The sequence below is a fragment of the Streptomyces sp. MNU76 genome (assembly GCF_020982545.1).
In the GTDB taxonomy this organism is placed as follows: domain Bacteria; phylum Actinomycetota; class Actinomycetes; order Streptomycetales; family Streptomycetaceae; genus Streptomyces.
Genome location: NZ_JAJKLK010000005.1, coordinates 379,035 through 400,939, shown reverse-complemented (window position 1 = coordinate 400,939; position 21,905 = coordinate 379,035). Strand labels below are relative to the sequence as shown.

General features: G+C 71.1%; 21 protein-coding genes. 13 read left to right on the top strand and 8 right to left on the bottom strand.

Going from position 1 to position 21,905, the window contains the following annotated elements:
* The first annotated feature begins 307 nt into the window (after window positions 1-307).
* Window positions 308-949, top strand: a complete 642-nt coding sequence (locus E4N62_RS15155; protein ID WP_230214834.1) for a hypothetical protein — start codon at window positions 308-310, stop codon at window positions 947-949.
* A gap of 83 nt (window positions 950-1,032) precedes the next feature.
* On the opposite strand, the gene E4N62_RS15150 is transcribed toward E4N62_RS15155, so the two are convergent.
* The 3 genes from E4N62_RS15150 to E4N62_RS15140 all read right to left on the bottom strand — a co-directional run bounded on the left by E4N62_RS15150 (window position 1,033) and on the right by E4N62_RS15140 (window position 4,024).
* Window positions 1,033-1,833 (bottom strand): DsbA family protein, encoded by an 801-nt coding sequence (locus tag E4N62_RS15150; protein WP_230214832.1) that lies wholly within the window; start codon window positions 1,831-1,833, stop codon window positions 1,033-1,035.
* 78 nt (window positions 1,834-1,911) lie between these two features.
* Window positions 1,912-2,595, bottom strand: coding sequence for a hypothetical protein (locus tag E4N62_RS15145; protein ID WP_230214830.1), 684 nt, complete (start codon window positions 2,593-2,595; stop codon window positions 1,912-1,914).
* Window positions 2,596-2,674: 79 nt separating this feature from the next.
* Window positions 2,675-4,024, bottom strand: coding sequence for a DUF2252 domain-containing protein (locus tag E4N62_RS15140; RefSeq protein WP_230214828.1), 1,350 nt, complete (start codon window positions 4,022-4,024; stop codon window positions 2,675-2,677).
* Between the two features lie 214 nt (window positions 4,025-4,238).
* Here E4N62_RS15140 and dnaE point away from each other — a divergent pair, with 214 nt between their 5' ends.
* Window positions 4,239-7,778, top strand: coding sequence for a DNA polymerase III subunit alpha (gene dnaE / locus E4N62_RS15135; RefSeq protein WP_230214827.1), 3,540 nt, complete (start codon window positions 4,239-4,241; stop codon window positions 7,776-7,778).
* Window positions 7,779-7,899: 121 nt separating this feature from the next.
* On the opposite strand, the gene E4N62_RS15130 is transcribed toward dnaE, so the two are convergent.
* Window positions 7,900-8,064 (bottom strand): hypothetical protein, encoded by a 165-nt coding sequence (locus E4N62_RS15130; protein ID WP_086785843.1) that lies wholly within the window; start codon window positions 8,062-8,064, stop codon window positions 7,900-7,902.
* Window positions 8,065-8,308: 244 nt separating this feature from the next.
* Here E4N62_RS15130 and E4N62_RS15125 point away from each other — a divergent pair, with 244 nt between their 5' ends.
* The 4 genes from E4N62_RS15125 (at window position 8,309) to E4N62_RS15110 (ending at window position 12,360) form a co-directional block, all read left to right on the top strand.
* Entirely contained in the window at window positions 8,309-9,532 is a 1,224-nt protein-coding gene (locus tag E4N62_RS15125) for an NYN domain-containing protein (RefSeq protein ID WP_230214826.1), read from the top strand.
* Window positions 9,533-9,700: 168 nt separating this feature from the next.
* On the top strand, window positions 9,701-10,726 hold the full coding sequence (locus E4N62_RS15120) for an ABC transporter ATP-binding protein (protein ID WP_230214825.1): 1,026 nt from the start codon (window positions 9,701-9,703) through the stop codon (window positions 10,724-10,726).
* 106 nt (window positions 10,727-10,832) lie between these two features.
* Window positions 10,833-11,657, top strand: a complete 825-nt coding sequence (locus E4N62_RS15115) for an ABC transporter permease (RefSeq protein WP_230214824.1) — start codon at window positions 10,833-10,835, stop codon at window positions 11,655-11,657.
* A 34-nt stretch (window positions 11,658-11,691) separates the two neighbouring features.
* Window positions 11,692-12,360, top strand: a complete 669-nt coding sequence (locus E4N62_RS15110; RefSeq protein WP_230214823.1) for a DUF2567 domain-containing protein — start codon at window positions 11,692-11,694, stop codon at window positions 12,358-12,360.
* A gap of 260 nt (window positions 12,361-12,620) precedes the next feature.
* On the opposite strand, the gene ybaK is transcribed toward E4N62_RS15110, so the two are convergent.
* The 4 genes from ybaK to E4N62_RS15090 all read right to left on the bottom strand — a co-directional run bounded on the left by ybaK (window position 12,621) and on the right by E4N62_RS15090 (window position 16,745).
* A complete protein-coding gene (ybaK, locus tag E4N62_RS15105) occupies window positions 12,621-13,121 on the bottom strand; it encodes a Cys-tRNA(Pro) deacylase (protein WP_184895256.1) in 501 nt (166 codons plus the stop codon).
* A gap of 17 nt (window positions 13,122-13,138) precedes the next feature.
* A complete protein-coding gene (locus E4N62_RS15100) occupies window positions 13,139-13,879 on the bottom strand; it encodes an LON peptidase substrate-binding domain-containing protein (RefSeq protein ID WP_230214822.1) in 741 nt (246 codons plus the stop codon).
* Between the two features lie 70 nt (window positions 13,880-13,949).
* On the bottom strand, window positions 13,950-14,957 hold the full coding sequence (locus E4N62_RS15095) for a hypothetical protein (RefSeq protein WP_230214820.1): 1,008 nt from the start codon (window positions 14,955-14,957) through the stop codon (window positions 13,950-13,952).
* Window positions 14,958-15,161: 204 nt separating this feature from the next.
* Window positions 15,162-16,745, bottom strand: a complete 1,584-nt coding sequence (locus E4N62_RS15090) for an oxidoreductase (RefSeq protein ID WP_230214818.1) — start codon at window positions 16,743-16,745, stop codon at window positions 15,162-15,164.
* A 182-nt stretch (window positions 16,746-16,927) separates the two neighbouring features.
* Between E4N62_RS15090 and hisD the strand changes: the two genes are divergently transcribed.
* The 7 genes from hisD to E4N62_RS15055 are packed head-to-tail and all read left to right on the top strand — an operon-like array spanning window position 16,928 to window position 21,865.
* Entirely contained in the window at window positions 16,928-18,250 is a 1,323-nt protein-coding gene (hisD, locus tag E4N62_RS15085; RefSeq protein WP_230214816.1) for a histidinol dehydrogenase, read from the top strand.
* Entirely contained in the window at window positions 18,247-19,356 is a 1,110-nt protein-coding gene (locus E4N62_RS15080; RefSeq protein ID WP_230214813.1) for a histidinol-phosphate transaminase, read from the top strand. Before hisD ends, E4N62_RS15080 begins: the two co-directional genes overlap by 4 nt.
* On the top strand, window positions 19,353-19,946 hold the full coding sequence (gene hisB / locus E4N62_RS15075) for an imidazoleglycerol-phosphate dehydratase HisB (protein WP_013004386.1): 594 nt from the start codon (window positions 19,353-19,355) through the stop codon (window positions 19,944-19,946). Before E4N62_RS15080 ends, hisB begins: the two co-directional genes overlap by 4 nt.
* Window positions 19,943-20,107, top strand: coding sequence for a hypothetical protein (locus E4N62_RS15070; RefSeq protein WP_033528086.1), 165 nt, complete (start codon window positions 19,943-19,945; stop codon window positions 20,105-20,107). The genes hisB and E4N62_RS15070 overlap by 4 nt, the downstream gene beginning before the upstream one ends.
* Complete coding sequence (gene hisH, locus E4N62_RS15065; protein WP_230214811.1) at window positions 20,098-20,748, top strand: imidazole glycerol phosphate synthase subunit HisH; 651 nt, start codon at window positions 20,098-20,100, stop codon at window positions 20,746-20,748. Before E4N62_RS15070 ends, hisH begins: the two co-directional genes overlap by 10 nt.
* 2 nt (window positions 20,749-20,750) lie before the next feature.
* The gene (priA, locus tag E4N62_RS15060) at window positions 20,751-21,476 is read left to right on the top strand and encodes a bifunctional 1-(5-phosphoribosyl)-5-((5-phosphoribosylamino)methylideneamino)imidazole-4-carboxamide isomerase/phosphoribosylanthranilate isomerase PriA (RefSeq protein WP_230214808.1); all 726 of its coding nucleotides are present in this window, start codon (window positions 20,751-20,753) and stop codon (window positions 21,474-21,476) included.
* A complete protein-coding gene (locus tag E4N62_RS15055) occupies window positions 21,473-21,865 on the top strand; it encodes a RidA family protein (protein WP_184895274.1) in 393 nt (130 codons plus the stop codon). The genes priA and E4N62_RS15055 overlap by 4 nt, the downstream gene beginning before the upstream one ends.
* Window positions 21,866-21,905: the final 40 nt, after the last annotated feature.

The following is a 21,905-nucleotide window of genomic DNA, read 5'->3' as shown; positions in this document are numbered from 1 at the left end:
GCCCTGTTGGGATGGTCGTGGCAAGCCCCGCACGCCCCCGTACGCCTCGCGTACGTCCCCCCGGTATGCGTCAGGGGCGCCGCCCCCGCACGACACCCCGCCGGCAATTCCTCGCACGCGTCATCGAGGCGCGTACAGAGTAGCCCTCGGTTGCACAGGGGCCGCACGACTACATGGGGGTTCTTCCCCGATACCCGGCGCCCCGGAGTCCGGCACGCTGATGTCTCGGCAGGGCAGGGGGGACAGGGCATGACCCGGGGGACATGCCCTGCCTGCTTCTTTTCATTTTGCGGCAGGGAGGTCGTCGATGCAGCGTGCCCGGGTGTGGGTCGCCGCCGGAGTGCTGGGCGTGGTCCTGTGCGGGTGCTCGTCATCCACCGGGAGTACCGGGAGCAGCGGGGGAGGCAGTGGCGGCGGGTCGTCCGCCGGTGCCGCCGCCGACGAACCGGAGGTTCCAGTGACCACCCAGGACCTGGAGCGGGTCTGCACGGACGGACTCGGCTTCGCGGGACTGCCGGCCTACGACCGTACGAAGAAGACGGTGCACCCGGCGCAGCTCATGAACAGCACCGGTGACGGCTGGAACAGCAGCGTGCCCGTCGACGGCGACTTCCCCAAGGGCTGGTTCCTCGGCTACGAGGACAAGCCGGCCCAGACGGAGCTGGTCGTCTGCCTCGAGCGCACCAAGGCCACCGCGACCGGCAAGGTCTGTGACATGGAGGCCGACGGCAAGCCGCTGAAGATCAAGACGTACAACACCTCGTACCGGCTGCGGGTCGTCGAGGCGCGCACCGGCAAGGAGCAGTACGCGCACAGCGGCAAGGCCGAGTCCGACGAGTGCCCGGCCTACATCTTCACCTCCTCGGACGACGAGGACGCCGACAAGTACTACAACGAGGTCCGGCCCGAGGACTACCGGAAGCGGATCAAGCCGTACATCGCGCCGTAGCCGTAGCCGTAGCGCGAGATGGGCGGGTGGGTGCCCGGGGGCCGGTCCCCGGGCACCCACCCGCCCTGTGCTCGGCGCGGTGCCTACTTGGTGACGCCCGCGTCCTTGAGCGCCTTCTCCCAGTCCGCGACCGAGGAGGGGCTGGTGATCGTCTTGTCGTTGATCTTGATGGTCGGGGTCGAGTCGACCCCCTCGGCGTCGTCGAAGGACTTGCTCATCCGCATCGCCCAGGCGTCGTAGGTGCCCTTCTCGACCGCGTCCTGGAACTTCTTGTTGTTCTTCAGCGCGTCGACGGTGTTCGCGACCTTGATCAGATAGCTGTCCTTGGCGAACTCGTCGGTCGACTCCGACGGGTGGTACTTCGCGGAGTACAGCGCGGCCTTGTAGTCGAGGAACGCCTCGGGGCTGACGTCCAGGGCGGCGCCGAGCGCGCTCAGCGCGTTCTTCGAGCCCTCGCCGGTGAGGTTGCCGTCCAGGAAGGTGCCGAGGGTGAAGGAGAGCTTGTAGTCGCCGTCCTCCATGCCCTTGTCGACGGTCTCGCCGACGGTCTGCTCGAAGCTGGCGCAGGCCGGGCAGCGCGGGTCCTCGTACAGATGGACCACGTTGTCGGACGTGGAGTCGCCGATCAGGACGGTGGTGCCGTTCTTGCCCGAGGTGTTGGCGGGGGCGACCACCGTGGCGTCGGCCGCCGCCTCCCACTCAGTGGGCTTGCTGTTCTGGACGACGGCGTAACCGACGCCGCCCGCTATCGCGAGAACCGCGACGATCGACGACGCCACGATCGCCTGACGCCTGACCTTCGCGCGCTTGGCCTGACGCTCGCGCTCCAGACGCAGCCGCTCACGGGCCGCCGACTTCGCCGCGTTGCTGTTCCGCTTGCTCATAAGGGTGACTCCCTGGGAAACGCGCACCCGGTGTGCGCGGATGGGTAGGACGGGGATGTGCTCGTGCTCGGAAGGCGGTCACGCGAAGGTGACCGAGCACGGCGGTCCACGCCGTCCCAGGGAATGGGCGAAGAGAAGGGTGCGGGCGGTGGCCGTACGGTCCGCCACGCGCCGCGGCCGGTGCTCCGCCGGGGCGGGCCGCACCAGGACGGAGGCGACCGCGAGCAGCAGCGGCCGGAAACCGGCGGCGACCGCGGCGTCCAGCAGCTGGGCCAGCGCCCGCTCGCCCCGGCGTAGCCAGGCGGCGGCCAGCAGCCCCACGCCGACATGCGCGGCGAGCAGCAGCCAGGCGGCGGTCGGACCGGCGCCGGCCAGCAGCGCGGCAGCCCGCCCGGAGCCGCCGGTGACCCGCGCCAGCGGTGCGCCGACACTGCCGCCGCACAGCACATCGAGCCCGAGCTGCCGCAGCGGACCGGTGACCGGACCGCCCGCCTCGCCGTAACAGGCGTGCTGGCCCGCGGTGAACACCGTGTCGGCGGCCAGCTCCAGCGGGATCAGTACGGAGGCGATCCGCCCGAAGCCGCGCTCACGGCCGGCCAGCGCGTACGAGACGGCGAAGACGGCGGCGGTGATCGCGGCGACGGCGGTCAGCGGGAGCGGGACCCCGGACAGCAGCACGTGCGACGCGGTGCCGAGCGTCACGACGACAGCCGTGAACAGCGCCGCGCGTACGGCTCTGAAGTGGGTCCCGGATATGTCCATGGCGTGGAGAGTCTCCCACGGACACCCGTAAGGGACCGCTAAAAGGCCCCTGTGAGTGCCCGACGGGGATGTGGGGCGGCTACAGACCGGGGATCCGGCCGTTGCGGAAGAGGTCGACGAAGATCTGGTGGTCCGCACGTGCCCGAGCCCCGTACGCGTGGGCGAAGTCCACCAGGAGCGGCGCGAAGCCCTCCTCGTCGGCCGCGATCGCCGCGTCGATGGCCCGCTCCGTGGAGAACGGCACCAGGGACTGCCCGGTCAGGTCGTCCGCCGCCGCGTGCATCGTGGCCGTGGCCCGGCCGAGGTCGGCTACGACCGCCGCGATCTCCTCCGGGTCGTCGATGTCGCTCCAGTCCAGGTCGACCGCGTACGGCGACACCTCGGCGACCAGCTGTCCGGCGCCGTCCAGCTCGGTCCAGCCCAGCCACGGGTCCGCGTGCGCCTGCAGCGCCCGCTGGGAGATCACCGTGCGGTGGCCCTCGTGCTCGAAGTAGTCACGGATGCGCTGGTCGGTGATGTGCCGGGAGACGGCGGGGGTCTGGGCCTGCTTGATGTAGATCACGACGTCGTTCTCCAGGGCGTCGCTCTGCCCCTCCAGCAGGATGTTGTACGACGGCAGCCCCGCCGAGCCGATGCCGATGCCCCGGCGGCCGACGACGTCCTTCACCCGGTAGGAGTCCGGGCGGGTCAGGGACGACTCGGGGAGCGTCTCCAGATAGCCGTCGAAGGCGGCCAGCACCTTGTAGCGGGTGGCCGCGTCCAGCTCGATGGAGCCGCCGCCCGGCGCGAACCGGCGCTCGAAGTCGCGGATCTCCGTCATCGAGTCCAGCAGGCCGAAGCGGGTCAGCGAGCGGGCGTCGCGCAGCGCGTCCAGCAGCGGGCCCTGGGCGGTGTCCAGCGTGAACGGGGGCACCTCGTCCTGCTTGGCGCCGGTCGCTATGGCGTGGATCCGCTCGCGGTAGGCGGCCGCGTAGGTCTCCACCAGCTCGGTGATCTGCTCGTCGCTGAGCGCCTTCGCGTACCCGATGAGCGCCACGGAGGCGGCGAAGCGCTTCAGGTCCCAGGTGAAGGGGGCGACGTAGGCCTCGTCGAAGTCGTTCACGTTGAAGATCAGGCGGCCCGTGGAGTCCATGTACGTGCCGAAGTTCTCCGCGTGCAGGTCGCCGTGGATCCACACCCGCGAGGTGCGCTCGTCCAGGTACGGGCCGGCACCTTCGCTCCCGCCACCCCGCCCGGCGTTCTCCGCCTCCAGGTCGTCGTAGAACAGGCACGCCGTGCCCCGGTAGAACGCGAAGGCCGAGGCCGCCATCTTCCGGAACTTCACGCGGAACGCGGCCGGGTCGGCGGCCAGGAGCTGGCCGAAGGCGGTGTCGAAGACGGCGAGGATCTGCTCACCGCGTCGCTCGTCGTCGAGCTGCGGAACCGACATCGCTGGGTGCCTCCTGATGGATCACGGGTGGGTCGACCTCTCAACGTGCGAGCGCGCACGGGAGTGCCCACGACTCCTCCCCGAAAGGTACGGGGGAGAGCCCTCGCCGTGTCAGTTCCGAGGCATAGACTTCGACGCTGTCCCCCAGACTGTCCGCAGCCCGTGGGGAAGTCGTTCACGCCTGTTTTCCCTGTGTCCCCTGGAGGCCGAAGCCGTGTCAAAGCCGCCGTTCACGCACCTGCACGTCCACACCCAGTACTCGCTGCTGGACGGTGCCGCGCGGCTCAAGGACATGTTCGACGCGTGCAACGAGATGGGCATGACCCACATCGCCATGTCCGACCACGGCAACCTGCACGGGGCGTACGACTTCTTCCACTCCGCGAAGAAGGCCGGCGTCACCCCGATCATCGGCATCGAGGCGTACGTCGCCCCCGAGTCCCGCCGCAACAAGCGCAAGATCCAGTGGGGCCAGCCGCACCAGAAGCGGGACGATGTATCCGGTTCGGGTGGTTACACGCACAAGACGATCTGGGCGGCGAACAAGACCGGTCTGCACAACCTCTTCAAGCTCTCCTCCGACGCGTACGCCGAGGGCTGGCTGCAGAAGTGGCCCCGGATGGACAAGGAGACCATCTCCCAGTGGTCCGAGGGGCTCATCGCCTCCACCGGCTGCCCCTCCGGAGAGCTGCAGACCCGGCTGCGCCTCGGCCAGTTCGACGAGGCCCTGAAGTCCGCCGCCGAGTACCAGGACATCTTCGGCAAGGACCGGTACTTCCTGGAGCTGATGGACCACGGCATCGAGATCGAGCACCGGGTCCGCGACGGCCTCCTGGAGATCGGCAAGAAGCTCGGCATCCCCCCGCTGGTCACCAACGACTCGCACTACACCTACGCGCACGAGGCGACCGCCCACGACGCGCTGCTGTGCATCCAGACCGGCAAGAACCTCTCCGACCCGGACCGCTTCAAGTTCGACGGCACCGGCTACTACCTGAAGTCCACGGACGAGATGTACGCCATCGACTCCTCGGACGCCTGGCAGGAGGGCTGCGCCAACACCCTGCTGGTCGCCGAGCAGATCGACACCACGGGCATGTTCGAGGCCCGGAACCTGATGCCGAAGTTCGACATCCCCGAGGGGTACACGGAGGTCAGCTGGTTCCGCGAGGAGACCATGCGCGGCATGCACCGCCGCTTCCCGGACGGCATCCCGGACGACCGTATGAAGCAGGTCGAGTACGAGATGGACACCATCATCTCGATGGGCTTCCCGGGCTACTTCCTCGTGGTCGCCGACTTCATCATGTGGGCCAAGAAGCAGGGCATCGCGGTCGGCCCCGGCCGAGGCTCCGCGGCCGGCTCGATCGTCGCGTACGCCATGGGCATCACCGACCTCGACCCGATCCCGCACGGTCTGATCTTCGAGCGGTTCCTCAACCCCGAGCGCATCTCCATGCCCGATGTCGACATCGACTTCGACGAGCGCAGGCGCGTCGAGGTGATCCGGTACGTGACGGAGAAGTACGGCGCCGACAAGGTCGCCATGATCGGCACCTACGGCAAGATCAAGGCGAAGAACGCCATCAAGGACTCCGCGCGCGTGCTGGGCTACCCGTACGCGATGGGCGACCGGCTCACCAAGGCCATGCCCGCCGACGTCCTCGGCAAGGGCATCGACCTCAACGGCATCACCGACCCCTCCCACCCGCGCTACAGCGAGGCGGGCGAGATCCGGGCGATGTACGAGAACGAACCGGACGTGAAGAAGGTCATCGACACCGCCAAGGGCGTCGAGGGCCTGGTCCGGCAGATGGGTGTGCACGCGGCCGGCGTGATCATGTCCAGCGAGCCCATCGTCGACCACGCCCCGATCTGGGTGCGGCACACCGACGGCGTGACCATCACCCAGTGGGACTACCCGCAGTGCGAGTCGCTCGGCCTGCTGAAGATGGACTTCCTCGGCCTGCGCAACCTCACGATCATGGACGACGCCATCAAGATGGTGAAGGCCAACAAGGGCCTCGACCTGGAGATGCTCTCGCTCCCGCTGGACGACCCCAAGACCTTCGAACTGCTCTGCCGCGGCGACACCCTCGGCGTCTTCCAGTTCGACGGCGGCCCGATGCGCTCCCTGCTCCGCCAGATGCAGCCCGACAACTTCGAGGACATCTCCGCCGTCTCGGCCCTGTACCGACCCGGCCCGATGGGCATGAACTCGCACATCAACTACGCCGAGCGCAAGAACGGCCGGCAGGAGATCACCCCGATCCACAAGGAGCTGGAGGAGCCGCTCCAGGAGGTCCTCGCGGTCACCTACGGCCTGATCGTCTACCAGGAGCAGGTGCAGAAGGCCGCCCAGATCATCGCCGGGTACTCGCTCGGCGAGGCCGACATCCTCCGCCGTGTGATGGGCAAGAAGAAGCCCGAGGAACTGGCGAAGAACTTCACCATCTTCCAGGCCGGCGCCCAGAAGAACGGCTACAGCGACGAGGCCATCCAGGCCCTGTGGGACGTGCTGGTCCCCTTCGCCGGCTACGCCTTCAACAAGGCCCACTCCGCCGCGTACGGCCTGGTCTCCTACTGGACGGCGTACCTCAAGGCCAACTACCCGGCCGAGTACATGGCCGCGCTGCTCACCTCGGTCAAGGACGACAAGGACAAGTCGGCGGTCTACCTCAACGAGTGCCGGCGCATGAAGATCAAGGTGCTCCCGCCGAACGTCAACGAGTCGGAGCACAACTTCGCCGCCCAGGGCGACGACGTGATCCTCTTCGGCCTCGAAGCCGTGCGCAACGTCGGTACGAACGTGGTCGAGTCGATCATCCGCAGCCGCAAGGCCAAGGGGAAGTACGCATCCTTCCCCGACTACCTCGACAAGGTCGAGGCGGTCGCCTGCAACAAGCGCACCACGGAGTCGCTGATCAAGGCGGGCGCGTTCGACACGATGGGGCACACCCGCAAGGGCCTCACCGCGCACTTCGACTCGATGATCGACAACGTGGTCGCGGTCAAGCGCAAGGAGGCCGAGGGCCAGTTCGACCTCTTCGGCGGCATGGGCGAGGACGACAGCAGCGAGCCGGGCTTCGGGCTCGACGTGGAGTTCACCACCGACGAGTGGGACAAGACCTATCTCCTCGCCCAGGAGCGGGAGATGCTCGGTCTCTACGTCTCCGACCACCCCCTCTTCGGCCTGGAGCACGTGCTCTCCGACAAGGCCGACGCGGGCATCGCCCAGCTCACCGGCGGTGAGCACGCGGACGGCGCGGTCGTCACCATCGGCGGCATCATCTCGGGCCTCCAGCGCAAGATGACCAAGCAGGGCAACGCCTGGGCCATCGCCACCGTCGAGGACCTCGCCGGTTCCATCGAGTGCATGTTCTTCCCGGCGACCTACCAACTCGTCTCCACGCAACTCGTCGAGGACGCCGTCGTGTTCGTCAAGGGCCGCCTCGACAAGCGCGAGGACGTGCCGCGGCTGGTCGCCATGGAGATGCAGGTCCCCGACCTGTCGAACGCGGGCACCAACGCGCCGGTGATCCTCACCATCCCCGCCACCCGGGTCACCCCGCCCATGGTCAGCCGGCTCGGCGAGATCCTCACCCACCACAAGGGCGACAGCGAGGTCCGGATCAGGCTTCAGGGGCCGACCAGGACGACCGTCCTCCGCCTCGACCGGCACCGGGTCAAGCCCGACCCGGCCCTGTTCGGCGACCTGAAGGTACTGCTCGGACCGTCCTGCCTGGCCGGCTGAGCGGATAGGGGCGGACTCGGGCGGACCCGGGGTCCGCCGGGCGTGAACGCGCGAGGGGCGCATCCGGAGTTCCGGATGCGCCCCTCGGTGTATCGGGGCTGCAACAGCCTTCACGCAAATGTCAGTTGTGACCGAAGCGCTTCTGCCGGCCCTTGCGGGCCATGTCGCCGGGCGTCACCTGGGTCGCGCGCTGCTCGGCCTGCGACTCCAGCGAGGACTGCTGGGCCTGCTGCTGACCACGCTCGGACTGCGGCTGCTTACGGTCCTGCTTCTTGTTCTTGGCCATGGTGATCTGCCTCCTGTGGGGGATCTAGGGGCCAGGGCCGCGACCAGACTCACATAGCACGACAAGGCGCGCATTTCGGAAAATCACCGTCCGTGACGAGAGTTGTCGGACCGTGGGCCGCGGCCACGGGGGCGCGCGCCCGGATACGCCACGCCGAAGATCGAGTTCCGGCCGTTAAGCTCCGCGCGGTCGGGCAGACTCGAAGGAAGCCCGAAGCAAACCTCCCGGAAAGAGGGTGGATCGCGTGGACCGCTGCATCGTCCTGGTGGACGCCGGGTATCTGCTCGGCGCGGCCGCCAGCCTCCTCGCCGGGGAACCCTCCCGCTCCCGCATCACCGTCGATCACGCCGCCCTCATCCAGGGGCTGCGCGAGCGCGCCGAGGCCGACACCGAACGGCCGTTGCTGCGCATCTACTGGTTCGACGGCGCCCCCGACCGCGTCCCGCAGCCCGAGCACCGCAGGCTGCGCGTGATGCCCCGGGTGACCGTCCGGCTGGGCGCGCTGACCCGCAGCGACGGGCGCTGGGCGCAGAAGGGCGTGGACGCCGCCATGCACGCCGAACTGACCGAACTGGCCCGCAACCGCGCCTGCTCCGACGTGGTCCTCGTGACCGGCGACGGAGACCTGCTGCCGGGCATGATGGCCGCCAAGGAGCACGGCGTCGCCGTCCACCTCTGGGCCGTGCAGGCCGCCGACGGCGACTACAACCAGTCCGAGGACCTGGTGGCCGAGGCCGACGAGCGGCGGGTGCTCGACCGGATGTGGATCACCAAGGCCGTACGCGCCAAGGACCTCGGCGGGATCTGCGCGCCCCAGCCGGTGCCGCGGCCGGAGATCGCCGCGATCCTGTCGGCGCCGCTGCCCGAGTCGGCGCTCGCGGCGGCCGCCGAGCGGGCGCCCGGAGAACCCGAACACGCGTCGGGGGCCGGCGCCGCGCGCAACGGTGCCGAGGAACAGACGGCCGCGCCGAAGGGCGTACCGACACCGAAGGACCTGGCGGCGATGCGCGGGCCGGGGGCCCACGCCGTGCAGCATCCGGCCGGCGCCACGCTCAGGTGGTCCTCCGACAAGGGCTGGGTGGACCGGCCCGGAGGCCCGGCGGAGCCGCCCGAGGCCGCGGCGATGCCGACACTGGCGCAGCTGACGACGGCGGAGCAGCGGTGGGCCGACCGGGAGGAGGACATCACGACGGTCGGGGGCGATCCCTTCGAGGTCGGGCAGGTGTTCGCCCGGCGGTGGATGGCCCGGCTGACCGACCAGTCGCATCTGCAGAAGCTGTCCGGGATGTATCCCCGGGTGCCGCACCGGGTGGACGGGGAGTTGCTGCGGTACGCCGCCCGGTTCGGGTTGCTGGCGCACAAGGACGATCAGATCGACGAGCACGACCGGTATGCGATCCGGGCCGGGTTCTGGCGGGAGATCGATGTGCGGACGGGGGTCGAGCACGCGCCGGCGGGGGAGCGGTAGGGCGCCTGACAGCCCGGGGACGCCTGCGCGTGGGCGGGTGCGCGTTCGTCGTGGCTGGTCGCGCCCACGCGGCGGAGCCGCATGGGTGACAGCCCCGCGCCCCTGGAGGGGCGCGCTGCAGTGCCCCGAAGACAGGAGGGCCCTCCGGACCCCGTAGGCTCGTCCCTCGTGAGTACGCGTACGGCACAGGCGGTCCGGCATGGCGGGGATGTCGTGTGCGCTGTGCGGGGGCTCACCAAGACCTATCCGGCTACCCGGGGACGGCGCGGGACACCGGGGACCCCCGAGGTGCGGGCCAACGACGCCGTGGCCCTGGAGGTCGGGCGTGGGGAGATCTTCGGACTGCTCGGACCCAACGGGGCCGGCAAGACCACGCTCGTCCGGCAGCTGACGGGGCTGATGCGACCCGACGACGGCACCGTCGAGATCCTGGGCCACGACATCGTGCGGCACCCCGAGCGGGCCGCGCGGATCCTCGCCTATCTGGGGCAGGAGTCGACCGCCCTGGACGAACTGACCGTGGCCCTCGCCGCGGAGACCACCGGACGGCTGCGCGGGCTGCACGTACGGCGGGCGCGGGCCGAGCGGGACGCCGTGCTGGAGGAACTGGGACTGACCGGGCTCGCCGCGCGGCCGCTGAAGAAGCTGTCCGGCGGGCAGCGGCGGCTCGCCTGCTTCGCCACCGCGTTGGTCGGGGAGCGTCCGCTGCTCGTGCTCGACGAGCCGACCAGCGGCATGGACCCGGTGGCCCGGCGCGCCGTGTGGGCCGCCGTCGACCGGCGGCGCGCCGAGTCCGGCACCACCGTCCTGCTGGTCACCCACAACGTCATCGAGGCCGAGACCGTGCTCGACCGGGTCGCCGTCCTCGACCAGGGCCGGGTCATCGCCTGCGACACGCCGACCGGACTGAAGGAGCGGGTCGCGGGCGAGGTGCGGGTCGAACTGGTGTGGCGGGAGAAGGCGCCGCTGGACGTGCCCGAGGTCGCGGCCCTGCGCCCGCGTGCCGTGGAGTCCGGGCGCCGTTGGACGCTCCGGCTCGCGCCCGAGGAGGCGCGTGCCGTGGTGGCCACCGTGACCGGGGGCGCCGCCTTCGTGGCGCTCGACGACTTCACCCTCGCCACGCCGAGCCTGGAGGACGTCTATCTGGCGCTCGGCGGCAGCGCGGGCAGTGCGCAGGGGCTGGTCAAGGGGTGAGGGACGCGGGCGTGAGCGGGAGAACGGTCGGTGCGCGGGTGAACGCCGGGGCTGCCGCAGCCGTACGAAAATGGGCGACAGCCGAAGCGAAGAGGAGCAGCTCGACGTGAGTGTCGTACCCGCCGAGATCCTGCCGGGCAAGGCCCTGGCAATCGAGGAGCGCGTGGAGCGCGGAGCCGCCGAGCTCGGGCCCCGCGCGCGCCTGTGGCCCTCACTCTGCGCGGTGTACCGGGCGCAGCTGTCCCGGGCGCGGGTCGCGCGGATCCCGCTGCTGTTCGTGGCCACCTTCCAGTCGATCGGGATCATGATCCTGATGCGCGGAGTGGTGGACGGCGGGGCCGAGGCGCACGCCGTGGTCGCCGGTTCGGCGGTGCTCGTCGTCGCCTTCGTCGCGCTGAATCTGCTGGCGCAGTACTTCGGGCAGCTGCGGTCCAGCGGCGGGCTCGACCACTACGCGACCCTGCCGGTGCCGCCGGCGGCCGTGGTGCTGGGCGCGGCGGGGGCCTACGCCTCCTTCACCGTGCCGGGGACCGTCGTGACCGCCGTCTTCGGCTGCGTGCTCTTCGGGCTGCCGCTGACCCACCTCTGGGTGCTCGCCGCCGTGATCCCGCTCGCCGGGGCCGCGCTCGCCGGACTGGGCGCCGCGCTCGGGCTGCTCGCCCCGCGCCCGGAACTCGCCACCGTGCTCGGACAGCTCGGCATGTCGGCGGCGCTGCTGCTGGGCGTGCTGCCGGCCGACCGGATGCCGGCGTTCGTCCAGTTCGCCCGGGACCTGCTGCCGTCGACGTACGGCGTGGAGGCCTTCGCGCGGACCTTCGGGCCGCACCCCGACTGGGCGTTCGTGCTCGGGGACCTCGCCGTGTGCGCGGGGGTCGGGGTCGTCTCGCTCGCCGTCGCCACCTGGGCGTACCGGCGGGCCGCCGTCCGGTGACGCGGCGCACGGCCGGGCCTGGCACGATGGCAGGGTGACCGCACCGTTGACTCCTCCACCGCCGCCGCACAACCAGTCCCCGGACGACCCCTGGGCTCCGCCGCCCACCGGCGGTGGGAGTGGTGCGGAAACCTGGTACGGGCCGGAGGAACCTCCGGCCGGCCCCGGGCTCAGGACCGAGTTGATCGAGGCCGCCGTCGTCACGGTGGTCATGGCGCTGGTCGGCGGCGCGCTGCTGGGCATCCTGTGGTGGTGGCTCGCGCCGCACGTGCCGCTCGTCTCCGACGGGTCGGCGGTCTACTTCAAGGAGACCGAGGGCGAGCAGGCCGTGGGGGTCGACGGAACGTTCACGCTGCTGGCCCTGGGCGCGGGTGCGCTCAGCGCGCTCGTCGTGTTCCTGCTGCGCCGGCGCGGCGGGGTGCCGCTCGTCGTGGCGCTCATGGTCGGCGGGCTGCTCGGGGCCGTGCTGGCGTGGCGGCTCGGGGTGTGGCTCGGGCCCGGGACCGATGTCGCCGCGCGGGCGAAGGAGGTCGGGCGGGGGGTGACGTTCTCGGCGCCGCTGAAGCTCGGGGCGAAGGGGGCGCTGCTGGTGTGGCCGTTCGCGGGGTTGCTGGTGCACCTCGGGTTGACGGCGATGTTCGGGCCGCGGGATCCCGAGCCGCGGTCTTCCGGGGTGGACAAGGACGGGTACGGCGTTGCCTGACGCCGGGCGCCTATGGGCTCGGGGGTTCGGGTCTCGTCGGCGGGTGCGGGTGAGTGGGGCTTCTCGCGCAGTTCCCCGCGCCCCTGAAAGCATCAGGCCCCTGCGGGCCTGAAAGACCACGCGGCCCTGCGGAGCTGGAAAGCGACGGGGCGGCGGAATGAAAAGCGCGGGGCGCAGCCCCTGCTTCTCAGGGGCGCGGGGAACTGCGCGAGAAGCCCCACCGGAGCCGCACCCGACATAGAGGCGCCCCCCCGGCGGGGTCACGCGCGAGCGATCTCCGCCGTCACCGCCTCCGTGAGCTTCGCGAGGTCACCCGGCGCGAGTTCCACCTCAAGACCGCGGCGCCCGGCGGACACGCAGATCGTGTCGTGCGCCTCCGCCGACGCGTCCAGCACCGTGCGGAGCCTCTTGCGCTGGCCGAGGGGGGAGATCCCGCCACGGACATAGCCGGTCGTGCGCTCCGCGAGCGTGGGATCGGCCATCGTCGCCCGCTTGCCGCCGACCGCCGTCGCCAGCGCCTTCAGGTCCAGCGAGCCCGACACCGGCACGACGGCCACCACCAGCGCGCCGTCGACGTCCGCCACCAGGGTCTTGAAGACCCGCTCGGGCGACACGCCCATCGCTTCGGCCGCCTCCTCGCCGTAGGAGGGATGCGCCGGATCGTGCTCGTAGGCGTGCACCGTGAACTCCACGCCCGCCGCCGTCAGGGCCACCGTCGCCGGCGTGCCACCCGCCTGCTGCTTCTTCGACTTCTTCGCCATCGGCCTTCTCGTGTGCGTCAGTTGAGGCTCGTCGGACCCCGCGTCAGCTCCGACGAGGGCAACGACGGCAGACTACGGATGATCGCGGACTCGGCGCGCAGGAGTTTCAGCTCGTCCCGCAGCCGGGACGCCGTGTCGGGGGCCTGGAGGAGTCGCTGCTTGGCGGGTGTGTCGAGCATCATCGCCGCCGCGACCAGGTACGAGACGACGGCCGGCTCGTCGGGCAGGTCCGCACCCGTCGACAGCGAGCGCTCCCGGGCGCCCGCGAGCCGCTTCTGGTACTGGCGGAACGCCCGCAGCACACCCTCGGCGAGCGCGCCCGCCTCGTCGCCCGCGTCCTCCGGCAGTTCCTCCAGGTCCGCCACGAGGAACGGCCCCGTGGTGTCCACCGAGAGCAGGCGTACACGGGTGGTACCGGTCGCGAGGACCTCGTAGGTGCCGTTGTCGCGCTCCCGGATGGTGGCCGCGTCCGCGATGCAGCCCACGGAGTGGAACGCCTTCGTCGGTTCCTCGCCGAAACCCGCCGTGGGGCCCCGCTCGGGCAACGCGGTCGGATCCGGCATGCCCGGGGCGCTCGGCGCGACCTCGTGGCCGTCGCGGATGGCGACCACGGCGAAGCGGCGGGGTTGGTCCTCGGGGGTCTTCAGCAACTCGCGCATCATGGCGCGATAGCGCTCCTCGAAGATGTTCAGAGGAAGCACGAGCCCCGGGTACAACACCGAGTTCAGGGGGAAGAGCGGCAGCCGGACGGTGGTCACGAGGCCAGAGCCTAATGGTCGTCGGGGCGCGCGCGTTCGTCCGTACTCGTTTGGTGACCTCCCGGGAGCGCTACCCTACGGCCCGCGTCGGCCTCTCCCGCCGCTCCCACAGCGGGATCGAGCACGCCACCTCCAGCCGTACGCCGTCCCGCAGCTGGAGGAACTGGCCCAGCGGATCGTCCGACACCCGGTCCCAGGGGAACGACGTCGCGTACGGGCCGATCACGCGCAACTGGGCCAGGGCGTCGGACCAGCGCTCCAGCCTGACGAGGACGTAGGTCAGCAGGTTGCGGACCTCGGCCGGCCAGGGGTCGTCGGGCCCGTACTCGGCGGAGAGCGCGATCGCGCCGTCCGCGGCCCGGTCCAGACGCGCGCGCGGGATCTCCGCCCCGCCGTCGATGAGGTAGGCGAAGGCCGCCCGGACCGGCAGGGCCCGGACGAGGGACCCGGGGAGCGCGTCCTCGGCGGCCCGCTCGGCGAAGTCGAAGCACTCGCGGTGCGAGCCGTACCACGCGGCGGACAGGTACTTCAGGGCCGAGACATGACAGCCGTAGTGGTGCGGTGAGCGGCGGACCGCCTCCGTCCACAGCCGCTCGAAGCCGGTGTGGCCCAGGCCCGTGCCCCGGGCGTGGTCGAGCGCGATCCGCCAGGGCACCGGATCACGTGGTTCGCCCTCGGCCGCCGCCGTGATCAACGGGCCGGCCTCGCGCAGCAGTTCCGCCCGAGCGGGGGAGCGCCAGCCGCGGGCCACCGCCAGCTCTGCCCTGATCAGCAGGACGTCCGGGTCGCGCGGTGCGGCCCGGCGCCAGCTCCGCAGCCACGCGTCGCGCGCGTGGGCGAAGGCGGCGAGCCGCAGCGCGTACCGGTCGCGGTTCTCCCACTCGGCGGCCTCCCGGGTGGTCGCCAGCAGCTTCGCCGCGGGCGTGTGGTCGCCGCGGCCGGCCGCCACCAGCGCGGGCCCGAGCCGCTCGTCGGGGGCGTCGAGCAGCACCTCGTCGTCGGCGGGCAGGCCCACGGCGAGACGTGAGGTGTGGCGTGCCATCCGGGCGGTGCGGACGAGCGCGCGCAGCGGATCCATGGCGCCTGGCCCCCTTCGCGCCTCGCCCGGGGCCGCTCTCGCGGACCGGGTGCTCACCGTCGTGGTGATGCGAACTGGTGTTGCGAACTGATGGTTTCGGTACGAAGACGGAGGGCGGACGAATCAGGTTGTCTGTTGTGGAGATCAGGCCGAAAACGCCGGTCAACTTCTGACCGGATCCGGTCAACTCCTGAAGGGATCCGGTCAGTTCCTGCTCAGGAGGCGGGTGGCGCCCGCCGCCACCGTCGTCGCCAGGATCCAGCCCAGGATGATGACCACCGCCGCCAGCCACTGCCATCCGCCGTTCAGCTGCCAGTAGCCGACCTGGCCGAGGTCGATGACCGGCAGCAGCAGGTCCAGGGCGAACAGGGACGGGTCCCAGTGCGGATGCTCGCCGCTCTTCAGCGGCGGATGGTCGGCGTGCGAGAAGGCGTACGAGGTCAGCGCCCACAGCACCGCCATCCACACCGCGGCCCGACCCGGCCGGTACCCGTACGCGACCGTCCAGTCCTGCACGTACCCCCAGAACTTGGCCGCCAGCGGCAGGTTCTCCCGCCGGTGGCGCTGCTTGGCGAGGAGCACCTCGCGGGCGCCCTCGTCGTCCCCGCCGGCCCGCAGCACGGTCGCCAGCCGCTCGTACGGCTCCGGGCTGTACTCGGCGGTCGCCGCCGCGACCCACTCCAGCCGCCCGGCCAGCGGGAACCGGTCGCGCGGCACGAGGCCCTCGTACTGGAAGCCGTCCATGCGCAGATTGCCCGGGCCCGGCCAGCTCTCCGACTTGTCGATCAGGACGCCGACGCGGGCCCCGGACAGGACGACCTTGCCACGTTCGGGTCTCTCGCCGAGGAACCGCAGCTCGGGCACCTGGACGCGGCGCAGCGACAGCTCCTGTTCGTCCGTGAAGGTGAACCGGGCCCGCTCCAGGTCGACCGAGTCCCCGAACCGCCCGTCGTCGAGCCGGATCCCGCCCTGGCACGCGAACCGCTGCACCCGGGTGCCGCGCGCGGGTGTGATGCCGCTCGTGTGCAGCGGATTGCCGAGGCCGGCCGGGGTCAGATACAGGGTGCGCTCCACGGTCAGTTGCGGCGCGTTCAGGGCGAGGCGGCCGTAGGGGTTGGCGAGCCGGCTGCCGCGCAGACTGAGCGAGGCGCCGACCGTCGCGCCGCGCAGACTCAGCTCGCCGTGCGACTCCAGCATCTCGGCCTGCACGTCCTGTGCGACGGTCAGCCCGTCGGCGGAGAGCGAGCGGCCGTGCCGGTCGCGGTAGACGACCGCCTGGTTGAGCAGCAGATCGGTGCCGATCTGGGCGTCCGCCAGCCGCACCCCGTTGTGGAACCGGCAGCGCGGCAGATGCAGATCGCCCTCCGTCTGCAGCCGGGCGGCCTCCAGCCGGGGCACCGAGCAGTCCACCAGCCGAATCGTCGTGAACCGGGCCTCCGGCAGCAGGATCTCCTTCTCGAACCGGCAGCCCTTCATCTCCACGTACGGCACCACCTGGCCGCCCGCCAGCTCCAGCACGCCCTTGATCTGGACACCGACCAGCTTCAGCGCGGACACCCGGCCGGCCAGCGCGGGCGGCCCGTCCAGCAGCAGCCAGGCCACGATCCGGGCCCGTACCGTCCGCTCGGGACCCCAGGGGTGGCCGCCGTGCGGATCGTCCACGGTGACGTCCCCGTCCCGCAGGTCGTACACGCTGCCGTTGCGGAAGGCCTGCCACATCCCCGCCTCGGCGGCGGTCAGGTCGTCCGGCAGCTCCCCGTCGTCCCGGATGCCGGGCCCCTCGCTCACGACTCTTCCTTCCCCCGTCCTCGGCATTCGCGTGTATCGCGCAACTGTTTACGCTGGTGATGCCCGCTGAGTGACGGCCTGAACGCTAGACGTGAAGAGGATCTTCCGGGTTCCGCGCGTGCGCGTATCAGCCATTGGAACGCGCGGACGGCCGCCTGCGCGGGTCTGAGAGAATTGGGGCTGTGATCTCCCGAATCGATCTGCGCGGCGACGCCCTCCCCGAGGGACCCGCCCTGCGCGACCTGCTGCCCCGAGCCGACTTCGACGTCTCGGCCGCCCTGGAGAAGGTGCGTCCGATCTGTGAGGCCGTGCATCATCGGGGCGACGCGGCGCTGATCGACTTCGCGGAGAAGTTCGACGGGGTACGCCTGACCTCCGTGCGGGTCCCGGCCGAGGCCCTCACGCGAGCGCTGGACCAACTCGACCCGGCCGTCCGCGCGGCCCTGGAGGAGTCGATCCGCCGCGCCCGCACCGTCCACCGCGCGCAGCGCCGCACCACCCACACCACCCAGGTCGTCCCCGGCGGCACCGTCACCGAGAAGTGGGTGCCGGTCGAGCGCGTCGGCCTCTACGCCCCCGGCGGCCGCTCCGTCTACCCCTCGTCCGTGATCATGAACGTGGTCCCGGCGCAGGAGGCGGGCGTCCCCTCCATCGCGCTCGCCTCGCCGGCGCAGGCCGAGTTCGACGGGCTTCCGCACCCCACGATCCTGGCCGCCTGCGCCCTGCTCGGCGTCGACGAGGTCTACGCGGCCGGCGGCGCCACCGCCGTGGCGATGTTCGCGTACGGCACCGAGTCCTGCCCGCCCGCCCCCATGGTCACCGGGCCGGGCAACATCTGGGTGGCCGCCGCCAAGCGGTACTTCACCGGTGTCATCGGCATCGACTCCGAGGCGGGCCCGACCGAGATCGCGGTCCTCGCCGACGACACCGCCGACCCGGTGCACGTCGCCGCCGACCTGATCAGCCAGGCCGAGCACGACCCGCTGGCCGCCGCCGTGCTCGTCACCGACTCCGTCGCGCTCGCCGACGCCGTCGAGAAGGAACTCCAGCCGCAGGTCGAGGCCACCAAGCACATCGAGGACCGCATCCTGCCCGCCCTGGCCGGGCGGCAGTCCGCGATCGTCCTGGTCGACGGCGTCGACGAGGGCCTGCGCGTCGTCAACGCCTACGGCGCCGAGCACCTGGAGATCCAGACGGCCGACGCCGCCGCGGTCGCCGAGCGCGTCGTCAACGCGGGCGCGATCTTCATCGGGCCCTGGGCGCCGGTCTCGCTGGGCGACTACGCGGCCGGCTCCAACCACGTCCTGCCGACCGGCGGCTGCGCCTGCCACTCCTCCGGTCTGTCCGTCCAGTCCTTCCTGCGCGGCATCCACATCGTCGACTACACCGAGGACGCGCTGGCCGAGGTCGCGCACCACGTGGTGACGCTGGCGGAGGCGGAGGACCTCCCCGCGCACGGCGCGGCGATCAAGGCAAGGTTCGGCTGGAAGGTACCTGGCAAGTGAGCTTCGGAATCGACGATCTCCCCGTACGGGACGAACTGCGCGGCAAGAGCCCCTACGGCGCGCCCCAGCTCGACGTCCCCGTACGCCTGAACACCAACGAGAACCCGTACCCCCTGCCCGAGCCGCTGGTCGAGCGGATCACCGAGCGGGTGCGCGAGGCCGCCCGGCACCTCAACCGCTACCCGGACCGGGACGCGGTCGAGCTGCGGACCCGGCTCGCCGAGTACCTGTCGAAGACCTCCGGGTACGAGGTCGGCGTGGCGAACGTGTGGGCGGCCAACGGCTCCAACGAGGTCATCCAGCAGCTGCTGCAGACCTTCGGCGGGCCCGGCCGCACGGCCATCGGCTTCGAGCCCTCGTACTCCATGCACGGGCTGATCTCGCGCGGCACCGGCACCGGCTGGATCTCCGGCCCGCGCCACGACGACTTCACGATCGACCTCGCCGCCGCCGAGAAGGCCGTCGCCGAGCACCGGCCCGACGTCGTCTTCATCACCACCCCCAACAACCCCACGGGCAACGCGGTCCCGCGAGACACCGTCCTCGCGCTGTACGAGGCCGCGCAGGCCGCGGGGCCCTCGATGGTCGTCGTCGACGAGGCCTACGTCGAGTTCAGCCACGGCGACTCGCTGCTGCCGCTGCTCGACGGACGCCCGAACCTCGTCGTCTCCCGCACGATGTCCAAGGCCTTCGGCGCGGCCGGTCTGCGCCTCGGCTACCTCGCCGCGCACCCGGCGGTCGTCGACGCCGTCCAGCTCGTCCGGCTGCCGTACCACCTCTCCGCCGTCACCCAGGCGACCGCGCTGGCCGCCCTGGAGCACACCGACACCCTCCTCGGCTACGTCGAACAGCTGAAGACGGAGCGGGACCGGCTCGTCGCGGAGCTGCGCGCCCTCGGCTACGAGGTGACCGAGTCCGACGCGAACTTCGTGCAGTTCGGCCGCTTCGCCGACGCCCACGAGGTCTGGCGCGGGATCCTCGACCGGGGCGTCCTGGTCCGGGACAACGGTGTGCCGGGATGGCTGCGGGTCACCGCCGGAACCCCCGCCGAGAACGACGCGTTCCTGGACGCGGTACGTGAACTGAAGAAGGAGCAGAGCGCATGAGCCGCGTAGGACGCATAGAGCGGACCACGAAGGAGACCTCGGTCCTGGTCGAGATCAACCTCGACGGCACCGGCAGGACGGAGATCTCCACCGGGGTCGGCTTCTACGACCACATGCTCGACCAGCTCGGCCGCCACGGTCTGTTCGACCTGACCGTGAAGACCGACGGCGACCTGCACATCGACTCCCACCACACCATCGAGGACACCGCCCTCGCGCTGGGCGCCGCCTTCAAGCAGGCCCTCGGCGACAAGGTGGGCATCTACCGCTTCGGCAACTGCACGGTCCCGCTGGACGAGTCCCTCGCCCAGGTCACCGTCGACCTCTCCGGCCGCCCCTACCTCGTGCACACCGAGCCCGAGAAGATGGCGCCGATGATCGGCGAGTACGACACCACGATGACCCGGCACATCCTGGAGTCCTTCGTCGCCCAGGCCCAGATCGCGCTGCACGTGCACGTGCCGTACGGGCGCAACGCCCACCACATCGTCGAATGCCAGTTCAAGGCGCTGGCCCGGGCGCTGCGCTACGCCTCCGAGCGCGACCCGCGCGCGGCCGGCATCCTGCCCTCCACGAAGGGCGCGCTGTGAACGGTCTGTCCACCGTCCTGATCGTCGTCGGCCTCTTCCTGGTCGGCGGGATCATCTCGTTCGCCAAGCAGCAGATGCCCAAGAGCCTCATCACGCTGCTCTCGATCGGCGCCGCGATGTGTCTCGTCGCGGGCATCCTGCGGCTGGAGGTGTGGAATTGAGCACCACGTCCAAGAAGGTCGTGGTCTTCGACTACGGCTTCGGGAACGTGAGGTCCGCCGAGCGCGCCCTCGCACGCACCGGCGCCGAGGTCGAGATAACGCGTGACTTCGACAGGGCCATGAACGCCGACGGGCTGCTGGTCCCCGGCGTCGGCGCCTTCGCCGCCTGCATGAAGGGCCTCAAGGAGGCGCGCGGCGACTGGATCATCGACCGGCGCCTGTCCGGTGGCCGCCCGGTGATGGGCATCTGCGTCGGCATGCAGATCCTCTTCGCCCGCGGCATCGAACACGGCGTGGAGACCGAGGGCCTCGACGAGTGGCCCGGCGCGGTCGAACCGCTCCAGGCCGAGATCGTGCCCCACATGGGCTGGAACACCGTCGACGCCCCGGCCGGCACCGAGCTGTTCGCCGGCCTCGACGCCGACGCCCGCTTCTACTTCGTGCACTCCTACGCCGTCCACGACTGGTCCCTGGAGACGCACAACCCCGCGCTCACCGCCCCCAAGGTCACCTGGTCGACGCACGGCAAGCCGTTCGTGGCGGCCGTGGAGAACGGCGCCCTGTGGGCCACGCAGTTCCACCCCGAGAAGTCCGGCGACGCCGGAGCGCAGCTGCTGAACAACTGGATCGGAACCCTGTAGCCATGGCAAAGCTCGAACTCCTCCCCGCCGTCGACGTCCGTGACGGCCAGGCGGTCCGGCTCGTCCACGGCGAGTCCGGCACCGAGACCTCCTACGGCTCACCGCTCCAGGCCGCCCTCGCCTGGCAGGGCGCGGGCGCCGAGTGGCTGCACCTGGTCGACCTCGACGCGGCGTTCGGCACCGGCGACAACCGGGACCTGGTCGCCGAGGTCACCCGGGCCATGGACATCAAGGTCGAGCTGTCCGGCGGCATCCGGGACGACGCCTCCCTGGCGAAGGCCCTGGCCACCGGCTGCACCCGGGTGAACCTCGGCACCGCCGCCCTGGAGAGCCCCGAGTGGGTCGCCCAGGTCATCGCCGAGCACGGCGACCGGGTCGCCGTCGGCCTCGACGTCCGCGGTACGACACTGAAGGGCCGCGGCTGGACCCGGGACGGCGGCGACCTCTACGAGACGCTGGAGCGCCTCGACAAGGAGGGCTGCGCGCGGTACGTGGTCACGGACATCGCCAAGGACGGCACCCTGCAGGGCCCGAACCTGGAGCTGCTGAGGAACGTCTGCGCGGCCACCGACCGCCCGGTCGTCGCCTCCGGCGGCGTCTCCTCCCTCGACGACCTGCGGGCCATCGCCGAGCTGGTGCCCCTCGGTGTCGAGGGGGCCATCGTCGGGAAGGCCCTGTACGCGAAGGCGTTCACCCTGGAAGAGGCCTTGGAGGCGGTGTCGTCATGACGTCCGATGCCGTACGGCGGGTGCAGAGCGGGAGTCCCTGGGAGGAGTCCTTCGGTTTCGCGCGCGCCGTCGCGGCGGGCGACCGCGTCCTGGTGGCGGGCACGACCGCCTTCAAGGGTGAGGTGCTCCACGGGGAGGGCGACCCCTACGAGCAGGCCAAGGTGGCCTTCACCAGCGCGGTCGCGGCCCTCGGCGAGTTCGGGCTCGGTGCCGAGTCCGTGATCCGCACACGGATGTACCTGACGCACATGCGGGACGTGGAAGCCGTGGGGCGGGCCCACAAGGAGATCTTCGACCCGGTGCGTCCGGCCTCGACCCTGCTGGTCGTGGAGGGTTTCGTCGACCCGCGCATCCTGGTCGAAGTAGAGATCGAAGCATTCCGGGGCTAGGCCGCTGTCGGGCCTGGCCCAGCCCTCCTGGGTTTTTCTG

What these genes read in the sequence shown, in the direction of transcription:
- E4N62_RS15155 (WP_230214834.1), top strand. Translation starts at nt 308, where the DNA reads ATGCAGCGTGCCCGGGTGTGGGTCGCCGCCGGAGTGCTGGGCGTGGTC.
- E4N62_RS15150 (WP_230214832.1), bottom strand. Translation starts at nt 1,833, where the DNA reads ATGAGCAAGCGGAACAGCAACGCGGCGAAGTCGGCGGCCCGTGAGCGG.
- E4N62_RS15145 (WP_230214830.1), bottom strand. Translation starts at nt 2,595, where the DNA reads ATGGACATATCCGGGACCCACTTCAGAGCCGTACGCGCGGCGCTGTTC.
- E4N62_RS15140 (WP_230214828.1), bottom strand. Translation starts at nt 4,024, where the DNA reads ATGTCGGTTCCGCAGCTCGACGACGAGCGACGCGGTGAGCAGATCCTC.
- E4N62_RS15130 (WP_086785843.1), bottom strand. Translation starts at nt 8,064, where the DNA reads ATGGCCAAGAACAAGAAGCAGGACCGTAAGCAGCCGCAGTCCGAGCGT.
- ybaK (WP_184895256.1), bottom strand. Translation starts at nt 13,121, where the DNA reads ATGGCGAAGAAGTCGAAGAAGCAGCAGGCGGGTGGCACGCCGGCGACG.
- E4N62_RS15095 (WP_230214820.1), bottom strand. Translation starts at nt 14,957, where the DNA reads ATGGATCCGCTGCGCGCGCTCGTCCGCACCGCCCGGATGGCACGCCAC.
- hisB (WP_013004386.1), top strand. Translation starts at nt 19,353, where the DNA reads ATGAGCCGCGTAGGACGCATAGAGCGGACCACGAAGGAGACCTCGGTC.
- priA (WP_230214808.1), top strand. Translation starts at nt 20,751, where the DNA reads ATGGCAAAGCTCGAACTCCTCCCCGCCGTCGACGTCCGTGACGGCCAG.
- E4N62_RS15055 (WP_184895274.1), top strand. Translation starts at nt 21,473, where the DNA reads ATGACGTCCGATGCCGTACGGCGGGTGCAGAGCGGGAGTCCCTGGGAG.